The 20,894-nt window shown below is 34.3% G+C and carries 18 protein-coding genes and 1 riboswitch; of the genes, 16 read left to right on the top strand and 2 right to left on the bottom strand.

Going from position 1 to position 20,894, the window contains the following annotated elements:
• Nucleotides 1-113 precede the first annotated feature (113 nt).
• A complete protein-coding gene (gene metK / locus BM289_RS12405; protein WP_091493847.1) occupies nucleotides 114-1,364 on the bottom strand; it encodes a methionine adenosyltransferase in 1,251 nt (416 codons plus the stop codon).
• A 684-nt stretch (nucleotides 1,365-2,048) separates the two neighbouring features.
• Between metK and BM289_RS25430 the strand changes: the two genes are divergently transcribed.
• The 10 genes from BM289_RS25430 to BM289_RS12355 all read left to right on the top strand — a co-directional run bounded on the left by BM289_RS25430 (nucleotide 2,049) and on the right by BM289_RS12355 (nucleotide 12,573).
• Nucleotides 2,049-2,225 (top strand): hypothetical protein, encoded by a 177-nt coding sequence (locus tag BM289_RS25430; protein WP_167365419.1) that lies wholly within the window; start codon nucleotides 2,049-2,051, stop codon nucleotides 2,223-2,225.
• 68 nt (nucleotides 2,226-2,293) lie between these two features.
• A complete protein-coding gene (locus BM289_RS12400; protein WP_091493844.1) occupies nucleotides 2,294-3,598 on the top strand; it encodes an O-acetylhomoserine aminocarboxypropyltransferase/cysteine synthase family protein in 1,305 nt (434 codons plus the stop codon).
• A gap of 148 nt (nucleotides 3,599-3,746) precedes the next feature.
• Entirely contained in the window at nucleotides 3,747-4,835 is a 1,089-nt protein-coding gene (locus tag BM289_RS12395; protein ID WP_091493842.1) for a homoserine dehydrogenase family protein, read from the top strand.
• Between the two features lie 647 nt (nucleotides 4,836-5,482).
• Nucleotides 5,483-5,683, top strand: coding sequence for a hypothetical protein (locus BM289_RS12385; protein WP_091493836.1), 201 nt, complete (start codon nucleotides 5,483-5,485; stop codon nucleotides 5,681-5,683).
• 189 nt (nucleotides 5,684-5,872) lie between these two features.
• Nucleotides 5,873-5,980: riboswitch (SAM riboswitch) on the top strand.
• Nucleotides 5,981-6,060: 80 nt separating this feature from the next.
• Complete coding sequence (locus BM289_RS12380; RefSeq protein ID WP_244165368.1) at nucleotides 6,061-7,044, top strand: alpha/beta fold hydrolase; 984 nt, start codon at nucleotides 6,061-6,063, stop codon at nucleotides 7,042-7,044.
• 1 nt (nucleotide 7,045) lies between these two features.
• Nucleotides 7,046-9,460, top strand: a complete 2,415-nt coding sequence (thrA, locus tag BM289_RS12375) for a bifunctional aspartate kinase/homoserine dehydrogenase I (RefSeq protein WP_091493830.1) — start codon at nucleotides 7,046-7,048, stop codon at nucleotides 9,458-9,460.
• A gap of 149 nt (nucleotides 9,461-9,609) precedes the next feature.
• Entirely contained in the window at nucleotides 9,610-10,035 is a 426-nt protein-coding gene (locus tag BM289_RS12370; protein WP_091493828.1) for an OsmC family protein, read from the top strand.
• A gap of 172 nt (nucleotides 10,036-10,207) precedes the next feature.
• Entirely contained in the window at nucleotides 10,208-11,380 is a 1,173-nt protein-coding gene (locus BM289_RS12365) for a trans-sulfuration enzyme family protein (RefSeq protein WP_091493825.1), read from the top strand.
• A gap of 154 nt (nucleotides 11,381-11,534) precedes the next feature.
• Entirely contained in the window at nucleotides 11,535-12,041 is a 507-nt protein-coding gene (locus BM289_RS12360; protein WP_091493823.1) for an RDD family protein, read from the top strand.
• Between the two features lie 121 nt (nucleotides 12,042-12,162).
• Nucleotides 12,163-12,573 carry an RrF2 family transcriptional regulator gene (locus BM289_RS12355; protein WP_008466594.1) on the top strand — a complete coding sequence of 137 codons (411 nt, stop codon included), beginning with the start codon at nucleotides 12,163-12,165 and terminating at the stop codon, nucleotides 12,571-12,573.
• Between the two features lie 95 nt (nucleotides 12,574-12,668).
• Here BM289_RS12355 and BM289_RS12350 read toward each other — a convergent pair whose 3' ends face one another.
• On the bottom strand, nucleotides 12,669-13,451 hold the full coding sequence (locus BM289_RS12350; RefSeq protein WP_091493820.1) for a sulfite exporter TauE/SafE family protein: 783 nt from the start codon (nucleotides 13,449-13,451) through the stop codon (nucleotides 12,669-12,671).
• 311 nt (nucleotides 13,452-13,762) lie between these two features.
• On the opposite strand from BM289_RS12350, the gene BM289_RS12345 reads away from it, so the two are divergent.
• The 6 genes from BM289_RS12345 (at nucleotide 13,763) to cobA (ending at nucleotide 20,877) form a co-directional block, all read left to right on the top strand.
• Entirely contained in the window at nucleotides 13,763-14,665 is a 903-nt protein-coding gene (locus BM289_RS12345) for a sulfite exporter TauE/SafE family protein (RefSeq protein WP_091493818.1), read from the top strand.
• Nucleotides 14,666-14,690: 25 nt separating this feature from the next.
• The gene (locus BM289_RS12340) at nucleotides 14,691-15,401 is read left to right on the top strand and encodes a phosphoadenylyl-sulfate reductase (protein WP_091493815.1); all 711 of its coding nucleotides are present in this window, start codon (nucleotides 14,691-14,693) and stop codon (nucleotides 15,399-15,401) included.
• A 227-nt stretch (nucleotides 15,402-15,628) separates the two neighbouring features.
• Nucleotides 15,629-16,546, top strand: a complete 918-nt coding sequence (gene cysD / locus BM289_RS12335; RefSeq protein WP_262489180.1) for a sulfate adenylyltransferase subunit CysD — start codon at nucleotides 15,629-15,631, stop codon at nucleotides 16,544-16,546.
• Nucleotides 16,547-16,694: 148 nt separating this feature from the next.
• A complete protein-coding gene (locus BM289_RS12330; protein WP_091493812.1) occupies nucleotides 16,695-17,939 on the top strand; it encodes a sulfate adenylyltransferase subunit 1 in 1,245 nt (414 codons plus the stop codon).
• Nucleotides 17,940-18,020: 81 nt separating this feature from the next.
• A complete protein-coding gene (locus tag BM289_RS12325) occupies nucleotides 18,021-20,111 on the top strand; it encodes a HEPN domain-containing protein (protein WP_091493810.1) in 2,091 nt (696 codons plus the stop codon).
• Nucleotides 20,104-20,877 (top strand): uroporphyrinogen-III C-methyltransferase, encoded by a 774-nt coding sequence (gene cobA / locus BM289_RS12320; protein WP_091493807.1) that lies wholly within the window; start codon nucleotides 20,104-20,106, stop codon nucleotides 20,875-20,877. Before BM289_RS12325 ends, cobA begins: the two co-directional genes overlap by 8 nt.
• The last annotated feature ends 17 nt before the right edge of the window (nucleotides 20,878-20,894 follow it).

Here is a 20,894-nt window from a genome sequence, read left to right as displayed (position 1 = left end):
GTTTAATTAACGCGACAGGTTTCAAAAACCTGTCGGGTTAATTGAATTTTAAAGTAAAAAGGCTGTCTAAAATTGTAGACAGCCTTTCTTATATATAAATGTTTCCGATTAAATTATAATCCGAAAGCAGTTTTTACTTGGTCAACAAAATCAAGTTTTTCCCATGTAAACAATTCAACAGTAACCGTTTTTTCTTGTCCGCCAGGAGCGTGGAAAGTTTTAGTAACCGTTTCTGGTTTGCGTCCCATGTGTCCGTAAGCAGCAGTTTCGCTGTAAATTGGGTTTCTTAATTTTAAACGTTGCTCGATAAAGTAAGGACGCATATCGAAGATAGCTTCTACTTTTTTAGCGATTTCACCGTTAGTTAAGTTTACTTTAGAAGTTCCGTAAGTTTCAATGAAAATACCCATTGGCTCAGCAACTCCAATTGCGTAAGAAACCTGAACTAAGATTTCGTCAGCAACACCAGCAGCAACTAAGTTTTTAGCGATATGACGAGTTGCATAAGCAGCACTTCTGTCTACTTTACTTGGATCTTTTCCAGAGAAAGCACCGCCACCGTGAGCACCTTTTCCACCGTAAGTATCCACGATGATTTTTCTTCCTGTCAAACCAGTATCTCCGTGAGGTCCTCCAATTACGAATTTTCCTGTTGGGTTAATATGATAGTTGATTTTATCGTTGAATAAATGTGCGTGCTCTGGGTTTTTAGCGATAATTCTTGGAATCAAAATTTCAATCACGTCTTTTTTGATTTTAGCTAACATTTCAGCTTCAGTATCAAAATCATCATGTTGAGTAGAGATAACAATCGCATCGATACGAGTTGGTTTGTTATCGTCGCTGTATTCTAAAGTTACCTGAGATTTAGCATCTGGACGTAAATAAGTGATTGCTGTGTTTTCACGTCTTAAAATTGCTAACTCTTGTAATAATTTATGAGATAAATCTAATGCCAATGGCATGTAGTTTTCAGTTTCGTTTGTTGCGTAACCAAACATCATTCCTTGGTCACCAGCACCTTGCTCTTCTGGCTTAGCTCTGTCAACACCTTGGTTAATGTCTGCAGATTGCTCGTGAATAGCTGAAAGAATTCCACAAGAATTCGCTTCAAACATATATTCACTTTTAGTATATCCAATTTTACGGATTACCTCACGTGCAATATGCTGTACATCTAGATAAGTATTTGATTTTACTTCACCTGCTAAAATTACCTGCCCTGTTGTAACTAAAGTTTCACAAGCTACTTTTGAGTCAGCGTCAAATGCCAAAAAGTTATCGATTAAAGCATCCGAAATTTGATCTGCAACTTTGTCTGGATGCCCTTCACTAACAGATTCTGACGTAAATAAATAAGCCATAATAATGTAATAAAAATGTATTAATTTTAAATTTAAGCGAGGAAATGATTGCTAAAAAGGGCTAAAGGAGAGTTTCTGCTTTAGCATTTTTTACTACCGAAAGGAATTCTTTCAGCATTCATAACGAAATCATTTCATTACGAAGAGGTTGCAATCAGTTCAAATTTTTCCTCTGTTTCGGGTGCAAAGGTATGAAACCATTTTGATTTGCAAATTAAAGTTCAACTTTTTTTATTTTTTATAGCAGAAATTTAACAATAGCATAGTATTTTGATAGGGTAATGGAAAATAATTCTGTTTTTGTTTGGTGGTTTAAAAAAAAGTTCTCAAATTTGCGCTGTAAAACAATAAGAAAATGAATTTAACTGCTAAAAATATGTGTTGTATGATGTCGGAACAATCCGCAGAGTAACTCTATTGTTTAGTAATTAAGTCTACAAAATACAATAAGAACCTCTGCCTAACAGCAGAGGTTTTTTTATGAAAAGAAAAAAGTAAAAGAATAAGAAATGAAAAATTCAACAGTAAATAAAATGATGATGTGTTGTAAGATGCCAATGTGTATCCAAAGTTGCTGTTGCCAAAAGTGAAAGATCGAATCTTTGTTATAGTTTCAACTATAAGCCCTTTTGGTAAGCCATCCGAAAGGGCTTTTTTTATTTCAATCTCTTAAAATTTTAAACCATGAATACATTAGATATCAATACAATTGCATTTCAATACTTATTAAGAAATAATTCTTTAAATAATAATGCTGAAGAATCAGCAGAAACCGTAAAATACAATCCGGAACAGCGTATTAAAACTCAAAAATCATTACTGTTTCATTTGTATGACCTTGAAGAAGAAGCGGATCAATAACAATTTCAAGAATCAATATTAATTACAATATATAAACGTATTAACAATACCTAAAAAACTAAGAAATCATGAGTACACAAAAATTTGCAACAAACGCATTACATGCAGGACACGATGTTACTAAAAATGCAGGAACAAGAGCAGTGCCAATTTACCAAACATCATCATACGTATTTAATAATGCAGATCATGCAGCCAATTTATTCGGACTTGCCGAAGCTGGATTTATCTACACAAGATTAAATAACCCGACAAATGATGTGTTGGAACAGCGCCTTGCAGCGCTTGAAGGAGGAATCGGAGCTGTAGTAACTGCTTCTGGAGCGTCGGCAATTTCAACTACTTTATTGACTTTGCTAAAAGCTGGAGATCATATCGTAGCCTCGAACAGCTTATATGGCGGAACATATAATTTACTAAAAGTTACACTTCCAAGATTAGGAATTACAACAACCTTTGTAGACCCGTCAAAACCGGAAAACTTTACTAAGGCAGCGAAAGAAAATACAAGAGCTTTTTTTGTGGAATCTCTTGGAAATCCAAAATTAGATGTTCTGGATCTTAAAGGAATTTCGGCGCAAGCCAAAGCATTCAAAGTGCCATTTATAGTAGATAATACAGTTGCGACACCTTATTTATTAAACCCAATTAAATACGGTGCCGATATTGTAATTCACTCCTTAACTAAATATATCGCTGGAAACGGAACTTCATTAGGAGGTGTTATTGTTGATGCTGGAAATTTTGACTGGGCTAACGGAAAATTCCCTGAATTTACAGAACCATCTGCAGGTTACCATGGATTAGTATATCACGAAGCTTTAGGAAATGCGGCTTTTATTGCAAAAGTTCGAATTGAAGGGTTGCGTGATTTTGGTGCCGCTTTGAGTCCGTTTAATGCTTTTCAGATTATTCAGGGATTAGAAACGCTTCCAATTCGAATCAAGAAACACAGCGAAAATGCTTTGGCTTTGGCTGAATGGTTAGAGAAACAAGATGAGGTCGTTTGGGTAAATTATCCAGGACTGAAATCAAATAAATACTATGATTTAGCTAAAGAATATTTGCCGGAAGGACAAAGCGGTATTATCACTTTTGGATTAAAAGGAGGTTTTGATGCTGCTAAAAAAGTGGTAGATGAAACTAAATTATTTTCTCTGCTGGCTAATATTGGTGATACTAAATCGCTGATTATTCATCCGGCAAGTACTACGCACCAGCAATTAACAGATGAAGAACAAATTGAAACAGGAGTTTCAAAAGATTTGGTTCGTCTGTCTGTGGGAATTGAAGATATAGAGGATTTAATTGCTGATCTGCAGGCTGTTTTTGAAAGTGTTTCGCTTTCACAATACAGCATCAATAAAAACTAGGTTTTTTTGTTTTTTGTTTGAAAGATTGCCTTTAGTGAGTGGTTTCGCTAAAGGTAATTTTTTGTGAAAAACATCATTATAAATTAAACCGTGGTAGAGACGCACCGCAGTGCGTCTCAATCGGGTTAAAAATTAAAAAATAGAAGTTATGTCAAAGCTTAAAATAAACATCATCCTTTTTGGAATTGGGAATATCGGAAGTACTTTGATTAATCAGATTATCGAAAGTCAGGAGTTTTTTCTTGAAAGTAAAAATGTTGATTTTCATTTTCCAATTATAACCAATTCAACGGTTGCTTTTTTTGAAAAAGAAGGCTTAGGTTATGCCTGGGAAACTAATTTCAGACAATTGGCGGTTCCTTTTAAAGTAGAAGATATCGTAGAATTTGCGAAAGAAAATGAATTCGAAAACCTGATTGCTGTAGATGCAACAGCCAGTGATGAATTGGTGAAACACTATAATACGCTTATCCAAAACGGATTTAATATTGTGGCTGTAAACAAAAAAGCCAATACGCTTCCTATAGATCTGTACAAAGAACTAAGATCCAATCTCAAAAAGTATGACAAAGAATTTCTGTATGAAACTTCGGTTGATACGGGAATTCCAGTTTTACAAACTTTGAGAGATTTGTATTATTCTGGCGAAAAAATCACCAAGATTCGAGGTGTTTTCTCAGATAATTTAAGTTATGTCTTCAATAGATTTTCAGCAGAAGATGTTTCGTTTTCTTCAGTTCTAAAAGATGCCAGTCTTTTAGGATTGATGAAGTCAAATTTTAAAGAAGATTTATCCGGAAATGACACGGCAAGAAAACTTTTGATATTGGCCAGAGAAATAGGAAAAGATTTTGAATTTTCAGATATTCAGATAAAGCCTTTTATTACAGATGAGCACCTGGAAAAAAATGGGGTACTGAATAAAGATGCCATCGATAAATCTTTTAAAGCCACTAAGATTACGCAGGCAGACAATCATGTATTGCGATACATTGGTGAATTTGATGTGGAGAAAAACAAACTGGAAGTCAAACTCATTTCGGAACCTGCTGATTCTCCAATTGGAAAATTGAAAGGATCCGATACCATTTTTGAAATTTTTACACAATCCTATGCCGATGTTCCAATTGTGATTCAGAGTGCTCCGGCCTGTAAACAAGCAATTTCAAGAGGAATAATAGCCGATATTCTAAAAGTGACCGAAAAAATTAGAAATAAAGAAGCTGTATGGTTGTAATAATTTGAAAAAAATATACTGAAAGTCAATTAATTGTTCTTTGATAAACTGATGCGTTAAGGAAGTTTAGAAAGTTAAAATTTGTAATTTTTGTAAGTTTTTTACTTTGTTTTATGGAATTTGCTGTTTTTTGCAATTTTTTTTAACACAAAACAGTGGTTTTTTAACGTTTTTTGTAATTAAATTCCTGAATTTTATTTGTGTAATAAAAATATTAGTTGCATATTTGTTGTACCCAAAAACTACTAGAAATCAAATGAACTTAAAAGTCAACAAAATGTTTTGTGCCATTTCGGTTATAACCGAGGCTGGGTCGCCTATTGCTTAAATAATTGTAAAAACACAATATATTAGTAAAAGCCTCCCAAAGAATATTGGGAGGCTTTTTAATTATAGAAAAATGCAGAATTTAAATAAACAATATAAATCACAGATGAATAAATCCTTACAGATGAACAAGATGTTTACTGTCGCGCTTATTTGCGCACCCGTCTGTTGGTACTAAAAGTATAAATGAGTTTAAAAAACTTAAACCCTTTTGGTATCTAGAAATCCAAAAGGGTTTTTTTATTTCATCAAGGGGCTTAACAGAAAAATAAAAAATTAATAAAGATTATAAAACGCAACTTAACTTAAAACTTAATATCATGAGCACATTGAACTACTTAGCAAAAAAGATTTCTGACTTGAAAGAAAAAAGGACAAGAAGAAACAATCCGCCGCCAACAAACGAATTGGCTCATCCAAGATTCGGAATGAACGAAACGGATAAAAGTGCTGAAAAAAAAGCACCCAATTCTTTATTGTTTTTGATGTATTCAAAAGAAAATGAAACGCTTTTCATCTAAACAGAAAAGCGACATAAACTAGGTTGAAACCTGCTTAATTTTACTGGGCATTTATGTTCGGTAAATTTTTGCGTATAATAGTTTTTGCTAAAGTAAGTCTCAGAAATTTAACAAACACTTTTAGATAAAATTTGTTTGTTAAAGAAAATAGTAGTTAATTTGCACCGTTAAGTTCAAACACGTATTGAAATGTTATAAAGAAAGGACGAGGGATTAGACCCGATGAATCCTTAGCAACCCTTCGGTAAGACGAAGAAGGTGCTACATTCTACCACGCCAAACGTGGAAAGATAACAACAAGATTTTTTTCTAGTTTACTCTAGTTTTTTCTTTCTAATATTTCCATATACAAATCAGATAATACAACAGATTTGAAATTGGAAAATATACCAAACCCTATTATAATTCAGGAATTCATCACAGAAAGTGGTGCATCTTATCATGCTTTACCTTTACATTTTACATTGGCAGGCCAACCCCTGCATAGTGCGCCAATCGTTTTGGTTAATCACGCCTTAACAGGAAATTCTAAGGTTACGGGCGAAAACGGCTGGTGGAATGATTTAATTGGTGATGGTAAAACAATAGATACTGCTGTTTATACTATTCTGGCTTTTGATGTTCCAGGAAACGGAATAAATTCTTTTTTAATCGAAAATTATCTTGATTTCACAGCAAGAGACATTGCCAGAATTTTTATTGAAGGTGTGAAAGCTTTAAATATTGAAAAGCTTTTTGCTATTATCGGCGGTTCAGTTGGAGGTGGAATTGCCTGGGAAATTTTAGCTTTAGAGCCCAACATTACAGAAAACCTTATTCCAATTGCGAGTGACTGGAAATCGACAGACTGGCTTATTGCCAATTGTTTTCTGCAAGAGCAAATCCTGAATAATTCTTCAAAACCAATCGAAGATGCCAGAATCCACGCTATGCTTTGTTATCGTTCGCCAGAATCGTTCAAAGAGAAATTCCAAAGAACCATCAATCAGGAGCTGCTGATTTTTAATATTGAAAGCTGGCTGGCACATCATGGAAAAAAACTGCAACAAAGATTTCAGTTGTCTTCTTATAAATTAATGAATCAGTTGCTTAAAACAATTGATATTACCAGAAATAGTGAAAGTTTTGAAAACTTGTTGTCTCAAACAAAAGCTTCGATTCATATCGTAGGAATCAATTCCGACTTATTTTTTACGGCCAAAGAAAATGTCGAAACCTACGAAGAATTAAAGAAATTTAAAGACAATGTTTTCTACAGCGAAATTGTTTCGGTTCACGGACATGACGCTTTTTTAATCGAGTACAAACAATTAGATCATTTACTTGCCGACATTTTTAAGGCAGAAACAATAAAGAAATAAAATGAAAGTATTAAAATTTGGAGGTAAATCGTTAGCAAACGGAGAAGGACTTAACAAAGTTGTTTCAATCATTTCTGATAAAGTAAATCAAGGTGAAAAAATTGCCGTTGTAGTTTCTGCACGCGGAAATGCTACTGACGAATTGGAATTTATCTTAAGCATTGCTGCTAAAAACGGCAGTTACAAAGAATTATTAGAAAACTTCAAAAAATATCAAATATCAGATTACCCTCAAGTTGATTTGTCTGAGGAATTTAATGTTTTAGATAAACTTTTTGAAGGAGTAAGTTTAATTGGCGATTACAGCAAAAAAATCAAAGATCAGATTTTATCTAAAGGCGAATTGCTTTCGGCTAAGTTGTTGACAGCAATTTTATTGGAAAAAGGAATTCCTGCCAATTTTGTAGATTCTAGAGAATTGCTGAAAACAGATTCTAAATTTGGCGATGCACAGCCATTAGAACAACTTTCTAAGAAAAACGTAGTTAATTATTTTAAAGAACATAACGGCGAAACGGTTAATATAGTTACAGGCTTCATTGGTTCCAACAACAACAACGACACAACTACTTTAGGTAGAAATGGCAGTAACTATACCGCTTCGTTAATCGCAAATTATTTAAATGCTGAAGAATTACAAAACTTCACACATGTTGACGGAATCTATACTGCAAACCCTGATTTAGTAGCCGATGCTAAGAAAATTGAGTATTTATCTTTCAACGAAGCAAATGAGCTGGCTAATTTTGGAGCAACGATTTTGCATGCAAAAACGATAATTCCATTATTGGAAAAAAATATTCCGCTTCGTATTTTAAATACGTTCAACCATGAAAATAGAGGAACTTTAATTACATCAGATACTGCAAAAGAAGGAATTAAAACACTTTCTGTTTTAGAAAATGTATCGCTTGTAAATCTTGAAGGACGCGGATTACTTGGAAAAGCTGGAGTCGATGCCCGAATTTTTAAAGTAATGGGAGATCATAATATCAGTGTGAGTATTATTTCGCAAGGTTCATCAGAAAGAGGAATCGGATTGGTTGTGGCAACTGATAAAGCAACAACCGCAGTTGTAGAATTAGAAAAAGAATTCGAAAATGACTTTTATTCTAAAGATGTAAATCAGATTACAGTAACAGACAATGTATCTGTAATTTCGATTATCGGACAGGATTTAAGTACTTTCCATAAGCCTTATACCGCTTTAATCAAAAATAAAATTGTTCCGATTTTATTCAACAATACCGTAACGGGTAAAAACGTGAGTTTGGTTGTTAAGAAAGAGGAATTAAACAAAGCGCTGAACGTAATTCACGGAGAGATTTTTGGAGTTTCAAAGAAAATCAATATTGCGATTTTTGGTCACGGATTAGTGGGCGGTACTTTAATCAATCAGATTTTAGAATCGGCTGCTGCAATTGAAAAACGTAAAGACATTAAGCTGAATGTTTTCGCTATAGCGAATTCTAAAAAACTGCTTTTAAACAAATACGGGGTTAACGGTAATTGGAAAAGCGAAATTGAAACTAAAGGCGAAGGTTATACCATAAAAGATATTATTGCTTACGCGAATGAACATCATTTAGAAAACTTAATTGCAATTGACAATACAGCAAGTGCAACTTTCGTTGAGAATTATATTCCGTTAGTAGAAAGCAGTTTCGATTTGATTTCTTCTAATAAAGTGGCCAATACATTAAGCTATGGTTTTTACAAAGAATTGAGAAAAGCTTTGGCTGAAAATCAAAAGAATTATTTGTATGAAACCAATGTTGGTGCAGGTTTACCGTTAATTGATACGATTAAATTATTGCACCTTTCAGGAGAAAACATCACAAAAATTAAAGGAGTTTTCTCTGGAACATTAAGTTATTTATTCAATAATTTCTCTGCAAAAGAAGCTCCATTTAGTGAGATCTTGCAAGAAGCAATTGATAACGGATATACAGAACCAGATCCGCGTGAGGATTTGTGCGGAAATGATGTGGGAAGAAAATTATTGATCTTGGCAAGAGAATTGGATTTGCAAAATGAGTTTGAAGAGATCTCAATTCAGAATTTAATTCCGGAACACCTACGTGAAGGAAGTGCTGCCGATTTCTTGACGAAATTAAAAGAATTCGACCCAATTTATGCTAAAATAAAAGCAGAACAACAGCCAAATCACGTTTTAAGATATATTGGTGAATTGTCTGGAGATTTGCAGAATGACAAAGGAAATCTAGAAGTAAAATTAGTTTCAGTTCCAAAAGATACAGCTTTAGGCGGATTAAAAGGTTCTGATTCTTTCTTCGAAATTTACACAGAATCGTACGGAGATCGTCCAATCGTTATTCAGGGAGCTGGTGCAGGTTCTGCGGTAACAGCAAGAGGAGTTTTTGGCGATATTTTGAGATTGTCTGATAAAGGATAATAAGTTCAGTTTGTCATTTCGAGGAACGAGAAATCACACTAGAAATTCCGCAACGAATGTCAGCAATCTTTGTCGAGCTACGAGTGTGATTTCTCGTTGCTCGAAATGACAAGATTGCGTAGAATTAAAAAAACAAAAAAAACAACACAATGAAAGTAACTTTAAACAGAGTAAATGACGCATTTCATTTCAAAGTAAAAAATGAACGTGGCCACATAGTTGACGTTGACAGCAGAGCCGAATTTGGTGGAAGCGATTTAGGTGCAAGTCCAATGGAATTGGTGTTAATGGGGGTTGCAGGATGCAGTGCTATTGATATGATTTCTATTTTGAAAAAACAGCGTCAGGAAATTACTTCTTTCAACGCTGAGGTTGAAGGAACGCGTGTTCAGATCGAAGAAGCAAAACCTTTTAAAGAAATCGATGTGGTTTTCTATTTAGAAGGAGAAATCAATCCTGAAAAAGCAAAAAAAGCGGCACAACTTTCTTTCGAAAAATATTGTTCCGTTGCCAAGACAGTTGAACCAACAGCAACCATTAGCTACAAAGTTGTCTTGAACAACGAAGCTTTATAAAATTAGATAATTAGTTAATTTGAAAATTGGATAATTTTTGAATTTGTAACAATGAAAATTCACATTCAATCCTTAGTAAAACTCTGCGTTTTACTTTGTGAATTTTTGTGAAATTAAAAATGAAAAACGAATTAGTGCAAATCAGTGCAATTCGTGTTAAACAACACAAACAATGAGTACAGAAGAATTTGGTTTTGAAACACAAGCCATTAGAACACAATTAGAAAGATCACAGTATTTAGAGCATTCGGTGCCATTATACCTATCGTCAAGTTTTGTATTTGAAGATGCCGAAGATATGCGCGCTTCATTTACAGAAGAAAAAGAAAGAAATATTTACAGTCGTTTCAGTAATCCAAATACTTCAGAGTTTGTAGACAAGATCTGCAAAATGGAAGGAGCAGATTCGGGTTATGCTTTTGCAACCGGAATGGCAGCAGTATATTCTACTTTCGCAGCGTTATTAAACTCTGGAGATCATATTGTTTCTGCAAGCAGTGTTTTTGGTTCTACTCATGCTTTGTTTATGACTTATTTCCCGAAATGGAATATTGAAACTTCGTATTTCGAAATTAACAAGCCAGAAACAATCGAGAGTTTTATCAAACCAAACACCAAAATATTATACGCCGAATCACCTACAAATCCGGGAGTAGATGTTATCGATTTAGAATTGTTGGGAAATATTGCTAAAAAACACAATTTGATTTTAATAATCGACAACTGTTTTGCAACGCCATATCTGCAACAACCAATTAAATTTGGAGCACATTTAGTAATTCACTCAGCAACAAAATTAATCGACGGACAAGGTCGTGTTTTAGGTGGAGTAACGGTTGGAGATGCTGAATTAATCAGACAAATTTATTTGTTCTCTAGAAATACAGGACCGGCTTTAGCACCATTTAATGCTTGGGTTTTATCAAAAAGTTTGGAAACATTAGCAGTTCGTGTAGACAGACACTGCGAAAATGCTTTAAAAGTGGCTGAATTTTTAGAAAGCCATCCAAATGTAAACAGCGTAAAATATCCATTCTTGAAATCGCATCCGCAGTACGAAATTGCTAAAAAACAGATGAAAGCAGGTGGAAACATTATTGCATTTGAAATTAAAGGAGGAATCGAAGCAGGAAGAAAATTCTTGAACTCAATTAAACTTTGTTCATTATCAGCCAATATTGGAGATACAAGAACAATTGTAACGCATCCAGCTTCTACAACACACAGTAAATTATCTGAAGAAGATCAATTAGCAGTTGGAATCACACAAGGTTTGGTTCGTGTTTCTGTTGGTTTAGAAACGGTTGAAGATGTAATTGCAGATTTAAAACAAGCACTTTCTTAATTTTAGAATTTTCAATTTCTATATAAAGACGATTTTTGATAGTAAGTTTTACTATTGAAAATCGTCTTTTTTTATGATTATTGGTTATATAAAAAAAACTATTTTTGTTAATGATGAAGTTTGGGGATATTAATATTTAAAAATAAAAATACACTTGAGTAATACTGATTATCGGCTTCATAAAAAATTATTAGCATCTGATAGGGATCGATTTTTTAATTGTATTATTGATTTTTTCTTCATTATCATTTTAATATTTGTTTGTACTTTTTTTGTTTTATTAGCTGGAAATGTATTTCAAATTGGTATTTATGGAATTTGGGAAAAGGCACTTGATGAACTTGGCTTTGTAGGAAGTTGTCTTTCTTTTGCAGTAATCTACTATTTGATTTTTGAGTCTCTTTTTGCCCGTACCATGGGCAAAATTATCACGGGTTGTATTGTTGTTAATGAAAATGGTTTAAAGCCCAATTTTAAAATTATTTGTATAAGAACTGTATGTCGTTTGATTCCTTTTGATCTATTTTCATTTTTAGGAAAATCAGGAAGATTTTGGCATGATTCTATTTCAAAAACATATGTTGTTGAAAAAGCAGATTTAGAAAAGGATATGGAGATTTTCTATAACTTGGATTTAATTGGTAAAAAAGAAGTAATTTGATAGAATTAGTAGAATTTAACTTTATTCTTTTGTGATAGTTCAAACAAAAAGCATATTTTTGTTGTTTAATAATTTGCGGTAATCAATTAGCTGTTGAAAAACTGCGATCTAAAACATAAAGATGCTTTCAAAAAAGACAAAATACGGAATCAAAGCTTTGACTTATTTAGCCAGACGCGAAAATAATGAACCAGTACAGATTGCCGAAATTGCGAAAAGCGAACATATTTCGATTAAGTTTTTAGAAAGTATTTTGCTGTTGTTGAGAAACTCAGGTTTTCTTGGAGCCAAAAAAGGAAAAGGTGGAGGTTATTATCTGATAAAAGATCCAAAAGACATCAGCATGGCAAAAGTCTACCGTATTCTGGAAGGGCCAATTGCATTATTGCCTTGCGCCAGTCATAATTTCTACGAAAGATGTGATGACTGCGATGATGAATCAACTTGTGCTGCTAGACGTTTAATGACAGAGGTTAGAGATAATACGCTTAAAATATTAGAAAGTAATTCTTTAGCAGATATTGCCTTTTAGTTTTGAACCATATAAGTTATATAAGTTCATTTAATCAAGTTTAGCTTTAGCGCAAAGTCTAAATGAACTCATATAACTTATATGGTTTAGTTTTTTTAAAATATCAATTTATATCCAGCCATAAAAAGCATTACAGCAATAGCATTTCTAAGAAATTGATCTGGCACTTTTCCGCTTAACATACTTCCCATGTAGATTCCTGGAAGCGATCCCATTAATAATTGACCTAATAAGCCTATATCTAAATTTCCCATAGAAGCATGACCGATTCCGGCGACTAAAGTTAAAGGAACTGCGTGCGCAATTTCTGTTCCAACCAATTTTGGGGTTGGTAATAAAGGATAAAGGAAAAATAAGGTTACTGTTCCTAAAGCTCCAGCGCCAATTGAGGTTAAAGTTACGGTTGCTCCTAACAAAATCCCAATTCCGATAGTAAGCATGTTTTGAGTGTGGCTTTCACTATGAAATTTATCGCCGGCATGTTTCTGTGAAAACTTCATTAATTTCTGTTTGAAGATAATAGCGACAGAAGTAAATAATAATGCCCAGCCTAAGCTTTGTTTGATAACACGATTTATAGTTTCAATATCTGTTTTAATGCTGTGAAGTATCCATAAAGTTACCAAAGCGGCAGGAACACTTCCTAAAGTCAGCCAACCCGTAATTTTCCAGTTGATATTCCCTTTTTTATTGTGTACAAAAATTCCTCCAGCTTTAGTAAATGCGGCATAAAGTAAATCGGTTCCTACTGCGGTTGTTGGCGGAATATTAAAGTATAATAAAATTGGCGTCATCAAAGAACCGCCTCCTACACCAGTTAACCCAACAATAAACCCAACTACTAAACCCGCAATGACAAGACCAATCTGAAAATCCATAAAAAAAATTTGGCGCTAAAATAATAACATTTTTACAATTATCCTATAGATTTGGTAGAGATTAAATATGTATTTTTACAAATCACAAAATTAAGCTGTGCTGTTAAGATTTTAAGGAGCAGTGCATAATTTGTTAAATTAATTTACTAATCGTTCTTTAAATATCTTTTATGTTGGTTTAGAGTAGAATAGCTATTGTAAAAAAGTAAATATATTATTTTGATATTTCAAAATATGTAGTACATTTGCAAAGTAATCTACTAAGCCGATAGGGTAATGGATTTTTAAGAGCAAAAACAAATTCTTAAAACATGGAAAATGAACTTAAGTTAAACAACACAGCGGTAAAGTCTAATGCTTTATCAAAGGAAAATTTATGGGTTGTGATACCTGTACTTTTGTTGTTAGGTTTAGTGGCTACACTAATTTATAATCATCACGCTGAGTTTTCTTGGGATGGTTTAGTGCAAGGATTTGATCACAATCTTTTAGCATTCTTCTTAATTGGTGTTTTTGCTCAATTAGTAGATGGTGCTTTAGGAATGGGATATGGGGCCACTTCAACATCGTTTTTATTAGCCTATGGAGTTCCACCAGTTGTGAGCAGTACAGCAGTTCACGTTTCAGAAATGTTTACAACGGGAGCGTCGGCACTTTCTCATCATAGATTCGGAAACATCAATAAAAAACTGGTAAAACATTTATTGATTCCGGGAGTTTTGGGTTCTATAACAGGAGCTTATTTATTGTCTGATGTAATTGACGGTGATGTTATTAAGCCTTATATTGCAGTTTATATGATTGTTTTGGCTTCGATTATTATCAAAAAAGCGTTGAAGAAAAATGTTGAAAAAAAGAAAACTAAAAAATTAGGCGTTTTAGCTGTTTTTGGTGGTTTTATGGATTCAGTAGGTGGCGGAGGCTGGGGGCCAATCGTAACTTCAACATTATTAGGAAGAGGAAGAAACCCGAAATATACAATTGGTTCTGTTAACGCTGCAGAGTTTGCAATTTCATTTGCGAGTGGTATCACATTCATGCTTTTTGGAGGAATTCACGGCTGGCAGGTTATTATCGGATTAATTGCTGGAGGAGTTATCGCAGCGCCAATTGCGGCATTTTTAGTGACTAGAATCAAAAGAAAACCAATGATGATTGCAGTTGGGATTCTAATTATAATATTGAGTTTAAAAACATTATCTAAATTATTGTAAAAGATAATTTTAGAAAGGAGAGATTATGAGTGCGAGTATTGTACAAGAATTATTAGAGAAAACTGCAGCTTTTTCGCTTGACGAAACCTTAGTTTTTTTAGCAAAAGAATTTCCGGGAAAAGTAATTTTTTCGACTTCTTTCGGACAAGAAGATCAGGTAATTACTGATTTTATTGCAAAAAGTAACACCGATATTAAGGTGTTTACTTTAGATACAGGAAGATTATTTCAGGAAACGTATGATGTTTTTCATAAAACATTAAAAAAATACAAAAGACCAATCGAAGTCTTTTTTCCGGAAGCGGCTTCAGTAGAAAATCTGCTTCAGACTAAAGGGCCAAACAGCTTTTACGATTCAGTTGAAAATAGAAAAGAATGCTGTTTTATTCGAAAAGTGGTTCCGTTGAGAAAAGCTTTGGCAGGAAATTCAGTTTGGATTACAGGATTAAGAGCCGAACAATCAGAAAACAGACAAGATTTAAGTTTATTTGAATACGACGGAAACTTCGAAATCATCAAATTCAATCCGTTATTAAAATGGACTTTAGAAGAAGTTGAAACGTATCTGTCAGAAAACAATGTTCCTCAAAATGCTTTACACAAACAAGGTTTCGTAAGTATTGGATGTGCGCCTTGTACGAGAGCAATTTTCCCAGGAGAAGACATCAGAGCCGGAAGATGGTGGTGGGAATCAAGCCATAAAGAGTGTGGTTTACATAGCGCTAAGAAAGAATAAAGAAGCAAGAGCCAAGAAAATAGATTATAGAATAAAGAATATAGATTTAAAGTTCCGAAGGAACGATTCATATTGTAGCGCCGGATTTTAATCCGGGGGAGATGTGGATAGAAACAATAGATTTTTATCCGTTGAAGAGAGAATAATAAGAATAGAATAAAGAGTGGAGATTTTTAGATCAGGTAACTTGAAACTTGAAACCTGAAACAAAATTTTCCACAAACAAAATATCAAACAAAAAAACAATGAGTTCAGTATTAAAAACAAACGCTTTAGAGAGTGAAGCGATATACATTTTCAGAGAAGTAATTTCACAGTTTGACAAACCGGTGTTACTTTTCTCAGGAGGAAAAGATTCTATTACATTAGTGCGTTTAGCGCAAAAAGCATTTTTCCCTGCTAAGATTCCGTTTCCTCTATTACACGTTGATACAGGACATAATTTCCCTGAAACAATTGCTTTCAGAGATAAATTGGTAGAAGAATTAGGTTTAGAGTTGATCGTTCGTAATGTTCAGGATGCTATTGATGAAGGAAAAGTAGTTGAAGAAACTGGAAAATACTCAAGCAGAAACAGTTTACAAACAACAACACTTTTAGATGCAATTGAAGAATTTAAGTTTGATGCTTGTATTGGTGGTGCACGTCGTGATGAAGAAAAAGCAAGAGCTAAAGAACGTATTTTCTCTGTTCGTGATGATTTCGGACAATGGGACGAAAAAAATCAAAGACCTGAGTTGTTTGATATTTTGAATGGAAAAATAGAAAATGGTCAAAACGTTCGTGTTTTCCCAATTTCAAACTGGACAGAATTAGATGTTTGGAGTTATATCGAAAAAGAAAAAATCGAGATTCCGTCAATCTATTTCTCACATAAAAGAAAAGTTTTTTTGAGAGACGGTTTAATCTGGTCGCATTCTCCTTTTGTGTACCAAGAAGAAGACGAACAAATCGAAGAAAGAATTGTTCGCTTCAGAACCGTTGGAGATATGAGCTGTACAGCAGCTGTTGAATCTTACGCAGCAACAATCGAAGAAGTAGTTGGAGAAATCAGATCATCAACCATTTCTGAAAGAGGAGCCAGAATCGATGACAAACGTTCTGAAGCTGCAATGGAGAAAAGAAAACAACAGGGATACTTTTAAGTTGTTGGTTGATAGTTTTTAGTTGACAGCTGAAAACTTCAATAATTACAACAAGAAGACAAAAAAACAGATTAAATATTTTGATGGTTTTAGTTGATGTTTAGAAAAACCAACAACCATAAACCAACAAGCAACAACATAAATTAGAATGGACGTTTTAAAAATAGCAACAGCAGGAAGTGTAGATGACGGAAAAAGTACTTTGATCGGGAGATTATTGTACGATACAAAATCATTGACGACTGATAAAATAGAAGCAATCGAAAAAAGCAGTAAACAAAAAGGATACGATTATCTTGATTTTTCTTTGGCTACTGACGGATTAGTAGCAGAAAGAGAGCAAGGAATCACGATTGACGTTGCGCATATTTATTTTTCGACAGCAAAGAAAAGTTACATTATTGCCGATACTCCGGGTCACGTAGAATATACGAGAAACATGGTTACAGGAGCTTCGACTTCTCAGGTTTCTATTATTTTGATCGATGCGAGAAAAGGTGTAATTGAGCAAACATACCGTCACTTTTTTATCAATAATTTATTGAGAGTAAAAGAAGTAATTGTTGCCATCAACAAAATGGATTTGGTTGATTATTCAGAAGAAGTTTTCAATAAAATCAAAGCTGATTTTGAGGCTTTAAATGCAAAAAGTACATTCAAAGAACAAAACGTAAGCTACATTCCGTTAAGTGCAATCAATGGTGGAAACGTTGTGGACAAATCAGAAAATATGCCTTGGTACAACGGACAAACTGTTTTAGAGCATTTAGAAGGATTGCATTCTCATGATGTTTACGAAGCAGGAAAAGCACGTTTCCCAGTTCAGACGGTTATTCGTCCAAAAACAGAAGAATACCACGATTTTAGAGGTTATGCAGGAAAATTATACGGAAACTCGATTAAAGTTGGAGATGCTGTTACAGTTCTTCCTTCTTTAACAGAATCAACAGTTACTAAAATTCACTTTTTCGACAAAACATTTGACGAAGCTACAGCAGGTTCTTCAATCACAATCGAATTAGAAAATGATATCAATGTTACAAGAGGTGATATGATTGTAAAATCAAGCGAGCTTCCAAAAATTGAAAAAGATATTACCACAACAGTTTGCTGGATGGACAGCAAAAAACTCGTTCCTGGAACAAAATACTTGGTACAACATAATACAAACAGAGTTTTAGCAAAAGTAGAAAGCATTAAAAATACAATTGCTACAGATTACTCAGGAACGACAGAAGCTTCGCAATTAGCCATCAACGAAATCGGAGAAGTGCGCATCAAATTAAGCAAACCGTTATATTTTGATCCGTACAACGAAAACAAATCAAACGGAGCTTTCATCTTAATTGATACAGCAACAAACACAACAGCAGGAGTAGGATTCATTCGCTAGTTGATAGTTGATGGTTTTTGGTTGATAGTTATCTGCCAGCAAACCAACAACCAACAACTGACAACCAACAACTAAAGAGAAATGGAAAGTTTTAGAACAGAAATAGAAAATCCGGTAGTTCAGAAGGAGATTATCGAATTAGAAAAAAAGATTCATTTATTCCGTGGAGGAAAAATTGATGATGAGCGTTTTCGTAGTCTTCGTTTAGCGCGCGGAATCTACGGTCAGCGTCAGGAAGGCGTTCAGATGATTCGTATCAAATTGCCTTATGGAAAAGTAACCAGCGAGCAGTTAAGAAGAATTACTGAAGTATCTGATGAATATTCTACAGGGCGTTTGCACATTACAACGCGTCAGGATATTCAGATTCACTACGTAAGTTTAGACAGAACTCCTGAACTTTGGGCAGATTTGGCTAAAGACGATATTACACTTCGTGAAGCTTGCGGAAACACAGTCAGAAATATCACAGGAAGCGAATTGGCTGGAGTTGACGTAAACGAACCATTTGATGTTTCGCCTTATGCACACGGACTTTTTCAATATTTGTTAAGAAACCCAATCTGTCAGGAAATGGGACGTAAATTCAAAATTTCGTTCTCTTCTTCAGACGAAGATACGGCTTTGAGTTATTTACACGATTTAGGATTTATTCCAAAAATTAAAGACGGACAAAAAGGTTTCAAAATCATGTTTGGTGGAGGTTTAGGATCTCAGCCAGCACATGCTGAATTACTTTCGGAATTTGTTCCGGTAAACGAAATCATTCCGACAGCAGAAGGAATCATTCGTATTTTCGACAGATACGGAGAACGTGCAAAAAGAATGAAAGCGCGTATGAAATTCTTAATCAAAGAAATGGGGAAAGATGCTTTCCTTGATTTAGTTGAAAAAGAGAAAAAAGCCATCGCTTTTGAAACATATGAAATTGATACAACTGCTTTTGACGGACCAATTCCAGAACCAGTTTTAGAAGTTCCGCAAGTTACAATCGAAGATACAGAAGCGTATGAAGCGTGGAAAAAATCGAATGTAATCAAACAAAAACAAGATGGTTATTATGCAATTGGAATCAAAGTTTTATTAGGAGATTTTTATACCGATAAAGCAAGATTATTAGCCGATTTAATTAAGAATTACGGAGCAAATGAATTACGTTTTTCATTGCGTCAAAATATTGTAATACGTCACATAAAAGAAGAGAATCTTCCTTTCTTTTATCAAGAATTAGCCAAACTTGACTTTGTTCAATTAGGATATAATTCAGTTGGAGATATTACGGCATGTCCGGGTACTGATACTTGCAACTTGGGGATTGCAAGTAGTACCGGTATTGCAGAAGAATTAGAAAGAGTTTTAAAAACAGAATATCCTCAGTATTTAAACAACCGCGAAATTGAAATTAAAATTTCAGGCTGTATGAATGCTTGCGGACAACATAATATGTCTGCAATTGGATTCCAGGGAATGTCTATCAACTCAGGAAAACTAGTAGCTCCGGCTTTACAAGTTTTGTTGGGTGGCGGAAGATTAGGAAACGGAGCAGGACGTTTTGCTGATAAAGTAATCAAAGTACCGAGCCGTAGAGGTCCTGATGCGTTGCGTACGATCTTAAATGATTTTGATGCTAACGGAAGCGGACAAAAATTCCTTGATTATTATGATACAAAAGGAGAAAAATATTTCTATGAAATCTTAAAACCTTATGCAGATGTAACCAATTTAACAGAAGCTGATTTTGTGGATTGGGGTAACGCAGACAATTACGTAAAAGCAGTTGGAGTTGGAGAATGTGCCGGAGTGGTGATCGATTTAGTAGCGACATTATTGTTTGAAGCTAAAGAGAAATTAATCTTGGCTCAGGAATCTTTCGACGAGAAAAAATGGTCAGATGCAATTTATCATGCTTATGCAGGATTTGTAAACGGTGCAAAAGCATTGTTATTGGCAGAAAACCAAAAAACAAATCACCACGCAGGAATCGTTGATTTGTTTGATACTGTTTTCATCGAAACTAGTAAAATTGAATTGAACTCAACTTTTAAAGACTTGGTTTACCAAATCAATCAAAATGAACCATCTGAAGCTTTCGCTAAAGATTACATTGCTCAGGCAGTAGTTTTCTTTGACAAAATCGAAACTTTCAGAGCACAGGAATTAGCAAATGCATAATATAAAACCCAAAATAACTTTAGTCGGTGCAGGTCCGGGCGATCCCGATTTACTGACGCTCAAAGCTGTAAAAGCATTGGCTGAAGCAAATGTGGTTTTATACGACGCTTTGGCCAACGAAGAAATTCTGGATTACGCGCCAAAAAATGCGATTAGAATTTTTGTTGGAAAAAGAATCGGAAATCATGCCTACACGCAGGATCAGATCAATCAATTGATTGTCGATAATGCTTTGACTTATGGAAATGTAGTTCGATTAAAAGGAGGAGATCCATTTATTTTCGGAAGAGGCGGTGAGGAAGTTGATTTTGCGGAAAGTTTCGGAATAGAAACCATCGTAGTTCCAGGAATTTCATCAGTAGTTGCGGTTCCTGCAAGTCAGGGAATTTCAATAACAAAAAGAGGAGTTTCAGAAAGCTTTTGGGCGATTACTGGAACAACTTCTGATAGAAAATTGTCTTCAGATGTAGCTTTAGCAGCGCAATCTTCTGCAACTGTTGTGATTTTGATGGGAATGCACAAATTGCCACAAATAATCGATTTGTTTCAAAAAGAAGATAAAGGAAATTTACCCGTTGCGATTATCCAAAACGGAACAACTTCCGAAGAAAAAGTAGGCGTTGGAACAGTAGATTCGATTTTAGAAGTTGTAAGAGAGAAAGAATTAGGTTCACCAGCTATTATTATTTTAGGCGAAGTTGTTCGCGAAAGCAACAAATTAAAAGGATTTTACGAAGAATTTCTATCAAAAGAAGAAATTCGTTAGAATTTATATGTTCCGTT

The sequence above is a fragment of the Flavobacterium phragmitis genome (assembly GCF_900112575.1).
Classification (GTDB): domain Bacteria; phylum Bacteroidota; class Bacteroidia; order Flavobacteriales; family Flavobacteriaceae; genus Flavobacterium; species Flavobacterium phragmitis.
This window is presented reverse-complemented; position numbering and strand designations above follow the sequence as displayed.